Genomic DNA, 13,708 nt, shown 5'->3' on the forward strand with positions numbered 1-13,708 from the left:
TCAGCCTCCGGTCACGGGTGGGAAAAACGCGACTTCATCGCCGGCTTGCAGTGGCTCGTCGAGGCCACATAGCTCCTGGTTGCGGGCGCACATCAGGCTGGTCTCGTTGAGCACTTCGAAGCCCGGATCGACCGCCAATGCTTGGCGTACGGCGTCGACGGTGGGGAACTCACCTTCCATCTCCAGCGAATCCAGGCCAATCGCTTCGCTGTAGCGGGCAAAAAACAGCACGTTGATACTCATACCTGATCCGCCTTGAAGTGCCCGCTCTTACCGCCCAGCTTTTCCAGCAGGCGAATGCTTTCGATGGTCATGCCACGGTCCACGGCCTTGCACATGTCGTAGATGGTCAACGCCGCAACGCTGGCGGCAGTCAGGGCTTCCATTTCCACGCCGGTCTGGCCGGAGAGTTTGCAGCGCGCCAGGATATGCACGGCATCCACGCCATCGGCGCGTAGCTCGACCTTGACGCCGGTAAGCATCAGCGGGTGGCACAGGGGGATCAAGTCACTGGTTTTTTTTGCCGCCTGGATCCCGGCGATGCGGGCCACGGCGAATACGTCGCCCTTGGGGTGGGCGCCGTCGACAATCATTGTCAGGGTTTCGGGCAACATGCGCACCCGCGCTTCGGCCACCGCCTCACGGAAGGTCACGGCTTTATCGGTGACGTCGACCATATGGGCGCGACCTTGGGAATCGAGATGAGTCAGCACAGGGATACTCCTGATCGGGAGCAGCAATTGTAAACCTTGTAGAAGCAAGCTTGCTCGCGAAAAACCAGACGATATCGCGGGGTTCCTGCTACCCCGCGTTATCGTTGGCGTCCTTCGCGAGCAAGCTCGCTCCTACACGAAGATCAAGTGCAAGGTTAGAAACGGAAGGTAAACCCGGCATTGATCCCGTTGTTGTTACCGCGGTTGGACAGCAAGCCGCTGTAGTTCAACGACACCAGGGTGTCCTTGGTCAAGGCCATCTCCGCACTGGCCTTGATCACCGCGCCATCCCGGGCCACGGGCACGCTGTTGACGGCAAAGGCGGTGTCGCTGCCGGCAAACTTCAGCGAGGCTTCGCGGTCGGTGTCACCGAACTGATGCTCCCAACCCAACTCACCGCGCAAGGTCACCGCCGAGGTGGAGCCGATCGGCAACTGCGTATGTGCACGCAGGCCCAGGGTCGACAGCGTCGCGTCCTGGCTTTGCTTACTGGCGTGCAAAGCAGCGGCGCCGCCTTTCTCCTTGAACGAGTCGCTTTGATAGTTCAGGTACGTGAGGTTGGCGAAGGGTTCGAATTGGCTCCATTGGGTGTAGCCGATCTCGGCGAACACTTGGTCGGTGCGTGCGCTGTAGTCGGCCTTGGCGTAGTCCGACTGATTGGCGTAGGCCACCCGCCGCGAAGTGTCCAGGCGGTGCCAGGTGGTGGCGCCCCCCAGGCGCAGGGCAATGGCTTCGAAGCGCTTACCGCCATATACCGACAGGTGATAGTTGTCGCTGTCCGCCGAAGCCGACTGGCCATTGAGGTGGCTCTGGGTATAACCGGTCGCCGCCCCCACTCGCCAGCCATCACTCACCTCGGTGTCCAAACCCAGCAGCACGCCGCTGGTGGACGACGAGTAGCCACTAGCGTTGTTGTCACCGCTGACGTTATTACGCCCGCCCAGCAGTTGCACCCAGCCGCCGTTGTCGCTGGCCTGAATCTGCGCGCTGGAATCCAGCGCCTGGGCCTGCTGCAGACGCCCGTTGACCGCTTCGCGCAGGTAACGGCTGTCGGCCATTTGCGCCGCCGCCACATCCGAGTGCAGTTGCCCCGAGAGTTGCTTGAACGCGTCCCGTGCCTGGTCGGCGGAATCCGAAGCCAACAGGCTTTCGTAGACCGGGCTGCCGGCGCCCAGCGTCTCGGCCGCCGTCGCCACCGCCCGTTCGTTGCGGGTTTGTGCGACGCTGGCGAAGCTGGTCTGGTTGCGCGCTATCGCCAGGGTCAGCTGGTTGGGTTGGTAGTTGAGCTGCGTGCCAATGAACAGGTAGTTGGGCGCGAACGCCGCAAACTGGCCATTGATGCCCTGGCTGGCGCTGAGGATGCTGAACTGCTGGCCCAGCAAACTGCGCGCCTCGCTGGCGGACAGCAGGTTTGGGCTGTTCTCCAGGGACACGTTCACCAGGCCGCCATTGAGGGTCGCCACGCCGCTGCTCTGGATCTGGTCGCTGCGGCCATTGGGGCCGACTTCGACGGCATACACCGAGCCCGGATTGAAGGTCACGTCGCCAGTACGCAACGTGCCAATCGAATGCCCCGGTGCCACGCGCCCGCCAGCGTTCACGCTCAAGACGCCCACTGTACCGTTGCCGGCAAGGGTGCCGCCCAAGGTGGTCACCACGCCGTTGTCGGCATTACGCGTGCCCACGGCGCTGCCATCCACCGTCACGGCAGAGGTCAACACGCCATCCACCGACAATGTGCCACCGCGCACCCAGGTGCTGCCTGAATAGGTGTTCTGGCCCTCCAGCACCAGTTCGCCATCCCCCGCCTTGACCAGGCTGCCAACGTAGGTGGCGCCGGTAAGCAGGTCCTGACCACGGGTCAGCGTCGCCTGCTCGCGGGCATGGCCGATCTCGTATTCGAACTGATCATCGGCCGACGCATTGGCGGGCAGGCCATTGAGCCAGCCCTTCTGCTGCTTGGTAGCCGTCCAGGTCGCCTGCTCGGCAGCGTCTTCCACGCGCCGGGCGCGAATGGCCTCATCGGAAATCGGGTTAGCCCAGATATCGCGCGTGCCGGTAGGCAAGGCCACCGCCATTGAACTAAGGAACTGCCCCGGCCCTTGCATGGCTTTTTGCAGGTTGGGCAGGCCCCAGCCGCTGACCACACCCGGCACTTGCGGCGTACCCGGGGCGGCATCGTGCACCGGCTGCAGGTTGTCGTAGGTGCGGCCACCTGTGAGCTCACCGACAGGCGTGTCCGGGCCATCCGGCGCCTGCAGGCTGGAGGTGGTGAGCAACACGTCCCGCGCCTGGCTGGCGGTCATGTAAGGAAAGCGCTGGATCACCAGGGCCAAGGCCCCGGAAACGCTCGGCGCGGCGGCGGAGGTGCCGTTGGCGTTGGGGATGATTTCACCCTCCGGCCCTGCGGACGGGATGCCCGACACACCCATCACGCACCACCACTTCGAGGTGCCGCAACGGTTGTAGACTTGGGCGCTGGTCTCGTCATAACCGGTGATCGCGAGGAATTTGCCTTCGATGTCCGGCTTGAAAAACGGCAGGTTGGCGTTGGTATCCGGGTTGGCACCGTGGCTGTCGTTGCCCGCCGAGATGATCTGGATAAAGGTGTTTTGCCGTGCGGTGTCAGCCATGGCGTCCATCCAGGTCTTGTGACCGGCGTGGGCCTTGTCCCAGAACGGGCGATAGGCCGCGGTCATGTCCCGCAGATTTTGCGCGGCGCTGTCGCCGACATTGCCGAAGTGGTTCTCCACGTCATCGCGCGAGCTTTGCCCCCAACTCTGGTTGACGATCGAAACGCTCTTCGCCGCCAGGGCGTTGTAGCTGGCCATGAACGCGTTGTAGTCGAGGTCGTTGGAACCTTGGTACCGATCGTTGTCGCTGCCGCCGGTGTTGGCGACAAAAATATTCGCATCGAAGGCAATGCCGTGCATACCGGTGCCGTTGCGGCTGGCCCCGAGCACACCGGACATTTCCGTACCGTGACCATCGTTGAACGCCGGGTCGTATTCCCCGGGAATGCTGAAATGCTCACCCTGCTTGAACTCGCCGCTGGGCACTTCAAGACGGTAGCGCGGATGGGTGGCGTAGTACTCGCCGGTGGAGGTCACCGCCTGCACGCGGTCCTGGCCCTGGGCATTCTTGCCCTGGAATTCGAAGTGCCGGGTGAGAACGCCCGAGTCCAGCACGCCGACATTCACACCCTTGCCGGTGATGCCCAGGGCATAGGCATAGTACGCGTTGGTGCGGTCCAGGCCAGAGTTGACCTGGGCTTCCGGGGTCTTCCAGGTTTGCGCGTTGGCGCTCCAGTCACGGGTTGCGCCCGCCCAGGATTGCCCGGTGTTCAGTTGCGCGTTGAGGTTGCTGCTCACGCCCGGCTCTACGTAGGTATAGGGCTTGGCGGCCGGCAGGTTGGCGATGATGGCCTTGGAAAAATCGAGAATATTGGTGGTGTAGCGACCATTGTTGCTGAACAGCCGACTGCGGTAGTAATCCAGGCGCGAGGTGTAGTCCAGCGGTCGCCGGGTATCGCCGAGCATGGCGCCGATGGTGAGGTTTTCAGGCTGTAGTTCGTAGTTCTGCTTGAGGGCCGAGTCGAACTTGCCGGACTGGGCAGCGAAGTCCTTGGCCGCCAGGTCGACGATATCTGCGTAGGCAAACCGCAGGTTCTTGTACACGTCGGTGCCGGGGCCGAACGAGGCGACGGCTTTGCGAAATGCCGACTCCAGTACCTGGGAGGTGTAGGGATTGTCGTCGGCCCAGGCCATGGAACCCTGGCCCAGCCAGAGGGCCAGGCCGAGCGCGATGGGTGTCAGGGGTATCTGCTTGAAACGAGTGGCGTGCTTGTGTTGCGACACAGTGAAGCCATTACCTGCTACGTCCATTTTCCTTTCCCTTTGGATATGTGCGTCGTCAATGAGCGATGTATCGGGCTTTTTGTAATAGGCAGGGTCACGGTGAAAACCCTAGTAAGGTCTTCAAAATATTCGTCGAATCAAGGAGGTGGTGCTCCGACGGGTCATGCAGTGTGCTTATTGTTTTAACCGCAAGAAAAAATGTAACAAAATAATTACAAAAACCACAAGCACCCAGGGCGCGTTATCGCAGGCAAATGTCGCCCACAACAAAAACCCCGGATTTCGTGAAAAATCCGGGGTGGTTCGTGGCATTTAGCCACTTGTTAGTTAATGGACAGTTACAGGTGGGACTCGGCGTATTCAGCCAGGATCGAACGAGGCACCCCTTGCAGCGCAATATGCACGCCGTTGGGGAAGTCTTTGAAACGTTCCGTCAGGTAGGTCAGCCCGGAGCTGGTCGCGGACAGGTAAGGGGTGTCGATCTGTGCCAGGTTGCCCAGGCACACCACTTTGGAGCCGGCGCCGGCACGGGTGATGATGGTTTTCATCTGGTGCGGGGTAAGGTTCTGGCATTCATCGATCAGGATCAGGCTCTGCTGGAAGCTGCGCCCGCGGATGTAGTTGAGGGATTTGAACTGCAACGGCACTTTGCTGAGGATGTAGTCGACGCTGCCATGGGTGTTTTCGTCATCCATGTGCAAGGCTTCGAGGTTGTCGGTGATCGCCCCCAGCCACGGCTCCATTTTTTCCGCCTCGGTGCCGGGCAGGAAGCCGATTTCCTGGTCCAGGCCCTGCACGCTGCGGGTGGCGATGATGCGGCGGTAGCGCTTGGTCACCATGGTCTGCTCGATGGCGGCAGCCAGGGCGAGGATGGTTTTGCCCGAACCTGCGGCACCGGTCAGGTTGACCAGGTGGATGTCCGGGTCGAGCAGCGCGTACAGCGCCAGGCTCTGGTAGATATCACGCGGTTTCAGGCCCCAGGCTTCCTGGTGCAACAGGGGTTCCTGATGCAGGTCGAGGATCAGCAGCTTGTCGACCTGAATCTCTTTGATCCAGCCCACGAAGCCTTGTTCGTCGACGATGAACTCATTGATATGCACGGCCGGCAGGTTGTCGATCAGCTGCACCTGGTGCCAGGTACGGCCGTGATCCTGGCGGGTCTCGACCTTGCTGACACGGTCCCAGAACGAGCCGGTCATCATGTGATAACCACGGGAGAGCATCGACACGTCGTCGACCAGCTGGTCGGTGCTGTAGTCCTCGGCAGCGATCCCACACGCTCGTGCCTTGAGGCGCATATTGATGTCTTTGGTCACCAGTACTACGCGCAGGTCCTTGTCGCGCGCGTGCAGGTCGATCAACTGGTTGATGATCTTGTTGTCGTTGAGGTTTTCCGGCAGCAGGCTATTAGGCTCGCTGCGCTTGCTCATCAGGATCGACAGCAAGCCCTTGGGCCCGCTCTTGCCACGCTGGATCGGCACGCCGACCTCAACATCCTCGGGCGAAGCTTCACCCAACGTCTTGTCGATCAGGCGGATGGCCTGGCGGCATTCGGCGGCAACGCTGTGGTGGCCGCTTTTGAGTTTGTCGAGCTCCTCAAGCACGATCATCGGGATGGCGACGTGGTGTTCTTCGAAGTTAAGCAGTGCGTTTGGATCGTGGATCAATACGTTGGTATCAAGCACGTAAAGGATTGGCTGGTCGGAAGAAGGGGTACGTCCATGATCATCCATACTCGGTCACCTTTGTGGGAGCCAGTCGACGCAATACCTGGGCGGTGCTGCGCCTCGATTCGACCACCGACCACACCTGAGTGACGTCAAGTGCAGTGCCCACATGAGGAGTCTTGGAAGACGCCACCTGTGTTGCAGGGTTCGGCGGTCTGACTTCGTAATACCGCAAAACCCATGACAGGAAAAAGCACTTTGACGCTTTTTTGAAGTTTATTTTTCAGGATGACGAATAGCACTAGCCGAGTGCCAGCTGCCCCGTTAAAGTCGGAAGTCCGCCTGCATCGAAATGTCGCAGCAAATCACCCCTAAAAACCCTCATCCCCAACAGGGCCGGGCATTCTCAGCGAAACGCCTCGCGGCACTCCTGCCAACCCAAGCCACTCTGCGCCGTTGCCTGCAACACCATTGGTATTGCCACCCGCGCCTTGTCCTGGGTGTCATGAAAGGCAATCACACCTTTGCGCCACAGCAGCATCAGCGTCAGCACCCGTTGCGCCGACTCATCGGCCTTGAGCTTGCCCGGCTCGTCCTGGGAATCGATGTCCCACAACGCCACCTGCAAACCCTGTTGCTGGAAGAAACCCTGGCTGTCCGCGCGGCGCTGCCCATAGGGTGGGCGGAACAGCGGCAGATAGTTCTCCGGCATCAGGTTCTGCACCAGCGCGGCACTGCGGGTGATGGAGCTTTGCCAGTCAACCCAATGGCTGTGGGAACGGTACTCCCAACCCTGGATACCTACGCACTGCCCCTGGTACAGCGCCTGCACATCGGCAGCAGAGCTGCGCTCTACACGGGTTTGCAAGCTGCTGCCGAGGGCAAAGAACGTGGCGTTCATCTTCTGTTTGCGCAGGTAGTCGGTGAGCCAGTCGGTATTGCCGCCAACCGGTGCCGGGCCGCCATCGAAGGTCAGCAGGAACATGCGGTCATTGAGCTCGTCGCCATTGCGCTCATGATCACCAAAGCGCGCCACTTCACTGCTGATCTGCGGGAACAGCGCGGCCTTGCGCAGCAGTTCGTCGAGATAGCGCTCGTGGAAGTGCCGGCTGGGGGCGGCCCAGCCTATATAGAAAGAGTTGTCACTGACCTCGAACTTGCCGGCCTGCTCACGCAGGTCGTCCATGTTGTCCACCAGGAAGCAGAACGAGGCATCTTCTTCGCAGCTTTGCTGGGCGAAGCTGTAGTTCTCCAACAGCCGTTGCCACAACTGGCGACGCAGGTCGTCGATAGCCGCCAGGTTGATGATCTTCAAGCCCAGGCGCTGCTTGAGCGCGCTTTCGTCCAGGGCCTCACTGGCCAACAGGCTGTGGGCAAACATGAGGATCTCCGCACGCGAAGCCACATCGAACAGCGCCGGGCTGCTGAGTTTTTCCGGCCAGGTGCTGCGGTCGAGGCTGGCTACGTCAACCGGCGCGGCTTGGGCGGTGACGCATAGTAGACAAGCCGACAATAAAAGCGCTAATCGCACACGGGGTCTTCCTTTCCAGAGTTACCGGCCATCATAGCGGATCGCACCTATCACCATCATAGGTGGAGTCAAAACGCCCCACCCCCTAGAATCTCGCCCACGATTAAAGGAGCCAACTTCATGCTGATGGTGATTTCCCCCGCCAAAACCCTCGACTTCGAGTCCAAGCCGGTCACTGCGCGCTTCACCCAGCCGCAATACCTGGACCACTCCCAGGAACTGATCGAACAACTGCGCAAACTGAGCCCGGCGCAAATCAGCGAGTTGATGCACGTCTCCGACAAGATCGGTGGCCTCAACGCCGCCCGCTTCGGCAGCTGGACGCCCGCCTTCACCCCGGCCAATGCCAAGCAGGCGCTGCTGGCATTCAAGGGCGATGTGTACACCGGCCTGAACGCCGAGACCTTCAGCGATGCCGATTTCAGCTACGCCCAGGATCACCTGCGCATGCTCTCGGGCCTCTACGGCCTGCTGCGCCCCCTGGACCTGATGATGCCCTACCGCCTGGAGATGGGCACCAAGCTGGCCAACGCCCGTGGCAAGGACCTCTACGCCTTCTGGAGCACGCGCATCAGCGAATGGCTGAACGAAGCATTGGCCGCACAGGGCGATGACGTGCTGCTCAACCTGGCCTCCAACGAGTACTTCTCGGCGGTCAAGCGCCCGGCCCTGAATGCGCGGGTCATCAACACCGAGTTCAAGGACCTGAAGAACGGCCAGTACAAGATCATCAGCTTCTACGCGAAGAAGGCCCGGGGCATGATGAGCCGCTTTGTGATCGAAGAGCGCATCAACGACCCGGCTAAGCTCAAGCAGTTCGATGTACAGGGCTATCGCTTCAATGCGGAGCAGTCCAAGCCGGATAACCTGGTGTTCTTGCGCGATCACGCACCGGAATAAGGCTGCACAGACACTGCGAATCAAATGTGGGAGGGGGCTTGCTCCCGATAGCGGTAATTCAGTCAACACTTCAGTGACTGACGCACCGCTATCGAGAGCAAGCCCCCTCCCACATTTTGTTTGTATTCCAAACCATAAATCGTCATTTATTTGGCGCCAGAAAAACATCCAGATACAACCCTAACGATTTCTTCACTCGACACTCGTCAGTTTTTTTCGTAGTGGCACCACTTTTTTTAAACAGTAGTGGCACAAAACTATCCTCCCTCTCCAACTCCCTACAACTACTGGCCTAAATAGCAAGTGCTATCACTATAGTACCAGTGCCATCTTTTCTAATATTTCAAGAAATTTCCAGAAACAGGATGAGCGGCCAGGAACTTCACCCTGAAGCGCCGCTCATACCACCGGTAACGAAATTCTCTGTTTACGTAAGAGATGACTTACACAGCGACCAACGGAAGTAGTCAAGTTGTCATAAAACACTTTGACTCTATGGTCATAACATCAACTGTTTGAGTTGAGGGTAGCGATAAGCACTTATTGCCAACCCTGAAGGCCAAGGCAGCGCCGACCTAAATGAGCCAGTGGTGAAAACCCAAGGCATTGATATCAAAAGGCTTTAAGCCTGTATCAAGGCCCTGCGGCACTGGCGCCGGAGCCCTCCACCAAGGAAGCCCGGCTGCATTTCAGGGCAAGCCCCAATAAAAAGGCCAAGTTGCGCACAACTTGAGTGCAATAGTTAGTCACTCACTATTTAACATGCCTGCACGCGGCAAGACGGCGTCTATTCGCCTAACTTTCGCGGCATCAGTGACGCTTGCAAACATGAACTCCGGCCATCTATTGGCATGATTAAGAACGTCTTCAGTGACAAAGAGGTAAATGCGATGCGTATCAGCATATTTGGTTTGGGTTACGTTGGCGCGGTCTGTGCCGGTTGCCTGTCTGCCCGTGGCCACGAAGTGGTCGGCGTAGACATCTCCAAGGAAAAGATCGACCTGATCAACGCGGGTAAATCGCCAATCGTTGAACCGGGTCTGGGCGAACTGTTGAGCCAGGGTATCGAGACTGGCCGGCTGCGCGGTACCACCAACTTCGCCGAAGCCATTCGTGACACCGACCTGTCGATGATCTGCGTCGGTACGCCAAGCAAGAAAAACGGCGACCTGGAGCTCAACTACATCGAATCGGTATGCCGCGAGATCGGTTTTGTGCTGCGTGACAAGACCACCCGCCACACCATCGTGGTGCGCAGCACCGTATTGCCTGGCACCGTGGCCAACGTGGTGATCCCGATCCTCGAAGATTGCTCCGGCAAGAAAGCCGGCGTCGACTTCGGTGTCGCGGTCAACCCGGAATTCCTGCGTGAATCCACCGCCATCGCTGACTACGACCTGCCACCGATGACCGTCATCGGCGAGTTCGACAAAGCCTCCGGCGATGTCCTGCAGTCGCTGTACGAAGAACTCGACGCGCCGATCATCCGCAAGGACATCGCCGTTGCCGAGATGATCAAGTACACCTGCAACGTGTGGCACGCCACCAAGGTCACCTTCGCCAACGAGATCGGCAACATCGCCAAGGCCGTCGGCGTCGATGGTCGCGAAGTAATGGAAGTGGTGTGCCAGGACAAAACCCTCAACCTGTCCCAGTACTACATGCGTCCAGGCTTCGCCTTCGGCGGTTCGTGCCTGCCAAAAGACGTGCGTGCCCTGACCTACCGCGCCGGCTCTCTGGACGTGGAAGCGCCGTTGCTTAACTCGCTGATGCGCAGCAACGAGTCCCAGGTACAGAATGCCTTCGACATCGTTTCCAGCCACGACAAACGCAAAGTTGCGCTGCTGGGCCTGAGCTTCAAGGCCGGCACCGACGACCTGCGTGAAAGCCCACTGGTAGAACTGGCGGAAATGCTGATCGGCAAGGGCTACGACCTGAGCATCTACGACAGCAACGTCGAGTACGCCCGTGTGCACGGCGCAAACAAGGACTACATCGAAGGCAAGATCCCCCACGTGTCGTCCCTGCTCAACTCGAACTTCGACGACGTGATCAACAACTCCGACGTGATCATCCTGGGCAACCGTGATGAGAAGTTCCGTGCCCTGGCGCAGAACGCCCCGCATGGCAAGCAAGTGGTCGATCTGGTGGGCTTCATGTCCAAGGCCACCAGCGTGAGCGGCCGTACCGAAGGTATTTGCTGGTAACAGCAACGGCAAGTTTCAGGCTGCAAGTGTCTTTATCCCCAGCGCTTGCAGCCTGAAGCCTCCTCCCCATGCGGATGACGCTTATGTCCAAGTTAAAACATATATTTCTGCAAGCGGCCGGCTGGTTGTTCTTCCTCAGCCTGCTGATGGGTCTCGCCCTGCTGTTGCCGGCGAGCACCTTCGACTCGCAATCGAAGAATTTTATTTTCCTGATTGGTGCCGTGGGTATCTGGCGCTACTCCATGGGCGCGACGCATTTCTTTCGCGGCATGCTGTTCCTGTACGTGGTCTATCCGCACCTGCGCCGCAAAGTGCGCAAGCTGGGCAAGGCCGCCGACCCGTCCCATGTGTTCCTGATGGTCACCAGTTTCCGCATCGACGCGCTGACCACCGCCCAGGTCTACAGCTCGGTGATCCGTGAAGCCATCGAATGCGGCTTCCCTACTACCGTGGTCTGCTCGCTGGTGGAAATGTCCGATGAGCTGCTGGTTAAGAGCCTCTGGGAAAAGATGAACCCGCCGGCCCACGTCAAGCTCGACTTCGTGCGCATCGCCGGTACCGGCAAGCGTGACGGCCTGGCCTTTGGTTTCCGTGCTATCTCTCGCCACCTGCCGGATGACCGCGCCGTGGTAGCCGTAATCGATGGCGACACGGTGCTGGCCGAAGGTGTGGTGCGCAAGACCGTGCCGTGGTTCCAACTGTTCGGTAATGTCGGCGGCCTGACCACCAACGAATTCTGCGAAGTACGCGGCGGCTATATCATGAGCGAGTGGCACAAGCTGCGTTTCGCCCAGCGCCACATCAACATGTGCTCCATGGCCTTGTCCAAGCGCGTACTGACCATGACCGGGCGCATGTCGGTGTTCCGTGCCAGCGTGGTCACCGACCCGGGCTTTATCGCCGACGTGGAAAGCGACTCGCTGCAACACTGGCGCCTGGGGCGCTTCAAGTTCCTGACCGGTGATGACAAGTCCAGCTGGTTCAGTCTGATGCGCCTGGGCTACGACACCTTCTACGTGCCGGACGCCGCGATCAACACCGTGGAACATCCGCCGGAAAAAAGCTTCATCAAGGCCAGCCGCAAGCTGATGTTCCGCTGGTATGGCAACAACCTGCGCCAGAACTCCCGCGCCCTCGGCCTGGGTGTACGTCGCCTCGGCCTGTTCACCAGCGTAGTGCTGTTCGATCAGCGCGTGTCGATGTGGACCTCCCTACTAGGCCTGACCGTGGCGATGATTGCCACCTTCAAGTACGGCGGCGCGTTCATCCTGGTCTACCTGCTGTGGATCGGTCTTACCCGCCTGATCCTGACCCTGCTGCTGTCGTGCTCGGGCCACAAGATCGGCCCGGCCTACCCGATGATTCTCTATTACAACCAGATCATGGGCGCGTTGGTGAAGATCTACGTGTTCTTCCGCCTTGATCAACAGTCCTGGACCCGCCAGGACACCAAACTGACCCGCGATTTGGCCAGCTTTCAACGTTGGTTCAACACCTGGTCGTCTCGGACCATGACCTTCTCCGCCGGCAGCATCTTCGTTGCCGTGTTGCTGATGATGGTCTGACCCTGCCAAGCCTGAATTAACTAGGAACTAGAACATTATGAACAGCCAAGTAAACGCCAACGTTGTCCACGAATCCGAAGCCCAGCGCCAGCATGCACGGGTCAAAATCCCGGCCAAGCTGCGCTTCTTCAACAGCGACCGCACGCCGACCGAAGCGCGGGTCATCGACCTGTCCGCCGGCGGCCTGGCCTTCACCGCGACCCAGCCGCTCACCGTCGGCCAGGTGCACAAGGGCCGCCTGCAGTTCGTGATCGATAACCTCGGCCTGGCCATGGATGTGGAGCTGCAGATTCGCTCCTACGACCGCCAGACCGGCCGCACCGGCTGCCAGTTCCAGAACCTCGATGCCCAGGACATTTCCACCCTGCGCCACCTGATCACCTCGCACCTGTCCGGCGACATCGTGACCATGGGCGACGTGCTGGCGACCCTGCAACGCGACAACTTCACCAAGGCACGCAAAGTCAAGGACGGCGGCAGCGGCATGACCGCATTCGGTCGCCTGCGTGCCGTGACGTTCAGCCTGGCGATTTTCCTGGTGGGCCTGGCCGCGTTCGGTTTTGTCTTCAAATCGCTGTACGGTATGTACTTCGTCAGCCACGCCCAGGCGGGCCTCGTCAGCGTGCCAGGCATGAACGTGACCATGCCGCGTGACGGCACCGTGCAGAGCTTGCTCAAAGGCGATTCGGTTGCGGCCAAAGGCGCGCCACTGGCGACTTTCAGCACCAGCATGCTCGACGTCCTCAAGGGCCACCTGGACGAAGACCAACTGCAACCGGCCAAGGTTGAAGAGCTGTTCGGCAAGCAAATGACCGGCACCCTGACCTCGCCATGCGATTGCGTGGTGGCCCAGCAACTGGTCGCCGACGGCCAGTACGCCAGCAAGGGCGACGTGATCTTCCAACTGGTGCCACGCGGCAGCCAGGCCAATGTGGAAGCACGCTTTACCTACCGCCAGTTCGGTGATGTGCGCCCGGGTACGCCAGTGAACTTCCAGGTCGCCGACGAAGAACAGGTTCGCACCGGCACCATCGTCAGCAGCACCAGCCTGAACAGCGCCGACCTGTCCTCCGACATCCGCGTGCAGATCAAGCCGGATGCACCGCTGGACAGCACCTACGCCGGCCGCCCGGTGGAAGTCACCAGTGACCGCGGCCCGTCCCTGAACTGGCTGATCGATAAAGCCATGGCTCACGGTCTGTAAGCGAGGACATGCCTGTGAACCCTATTTCAAGAACAACACAATCTCTGTGGGAGCGGGCTTGCTC

General features: G+C 59.9%; 9 protein-coding genes. 4 read left to right on the forward strand and 5 right to left on the reverse strand.

The genetic code is table 11. From position 1 onward, the window contains the following. The 5 genes from moaD to ASD70_RS01185 all read right to left on the reverse strand — a co-directional run bounded on the left by moaD (position 1) and on the right by ASD70_RS01185 (position 7,768). Positions 1-243 (reverse strand): molybdopterin converting factor subunit 1, encoded by a 243-nt coding sequence (gene moaD, locus ASD70_RS01165; protein WP_046071004.1) that lies wholly within the window; start codon positions 241-243, stop codon positions 1-3. Beyond that, a complete protein-coding gene (moaC, locus tag ASD70_RS01170; RefSeq protein ID WP_046071003.1) occupies positions 240-713 on the reverse strand; it encodes a cyclic pyranopterin monophosphate synthase MoaC in 474 nt (157 codons plus the stop codon). The genes moaD and moaC overlap by 4 nt, the downstream gene beginning before the upstream one ends. A gap of 155 nt (positions 714-868) precedes the next feature. Further along, entirely contained in the window at positions 869-4,597 is a 3,729-nt protein-coding gene (locus ASD70_RS01175; RefSeq protein WP_056845476.1) for an autotransporter domain-containing protein, read from the reverse strand. Positions 4,598-4,908: 311 nt separating this feature from the next. After that, positions 4,909-6,303, reverse strand: coding sequence for a PhoH family protein (locus tag ASD70_RS01180; protein WP_032877681.1), 1,395 nt, complete (start codon positions 6,301-6,303; stop codon positions 4,909-4,911). A 340-nt stretch (positions 6,304-6,643) separates the two neighbouring features. Further along, positions 6,644-7,768: a polysaccharide deacetylase family protein gene (locus ASD70_RS01185; RefSeq protein WP_056845477.1), complete on the reverse strand. Its 1,125-nt coding sequence runs from the start codon at positions 7,766-7,768 to the stop codon at positions 6,644-6,646. A 120-nt stretch (positions 7,769-7,888) separates the two neighbouring features. Between ASD70_RS01185 and yaaA the strand changes: the two genes are divergently transcribed. The 4 genes from yaaA (at position 7,889) to ASD70_RS01205 (ending at position 13,644) form a co-directional block, all read left to right on the forward strand. Next, on the forward strand, positions 7,889-8,668 hold the full coding sequence (yaaA, locus tag ASD70_RS01190; protein WP_056845478.1) for a peroxide stress protein YaaA: 780 nt from the start codon (positions 7,889-7,891) through the stop codon (positions 8,666-8,668). An 890-nt stretch (positions 8,669-9,558) separates the two neighbouring features. Further along, a complete protein-coding gene (locus ASD70_RS01195) occupies positions 9,559-10,875 on the forward strand; it encodes a nucleotide sugar dehydrogenase (RefSeq protein ID WP_043049799.1) in 1,317 nt (438 codons plus the stop codon). Between the two features lie 83 nt (positions 10,876-10,958). Next, on the forward strand, positions 10,959-12,440 hold the full coding sequence (gene alg8 / locus ASD70_RS01200) for a mannuronan synthase (RefSeq protein ID WP_162252742.1): 1,482 nt from the start codon (positions 10,959-10,961) through the stop codon (positions 12,438-12,440). A gap of 37 nt (positions 12,441-12,477) precedes the next feature. After that, entirely contained in the window at positions 12,478-13,644 is a 1,167-nt protein-coding gene (locus ASD70_RS01205) for an alginate biosynthesis protein Alg44 (RefSeq protein ID WP_056845479.1), read from the forward strand. Positions 13,645-13,708 lie beyond the last annotated feature (64 nt).

This window comes from Pseudomonas sp. Root569, assembly GCF_001427465.1.
Lineage (GTDB): Bacteria > Pseudomonadota > Gammaproteobacteria > Pseudomonadales > Pseudomonadaceae > Aquipseudomonas > Aquipseudomonas synxantha.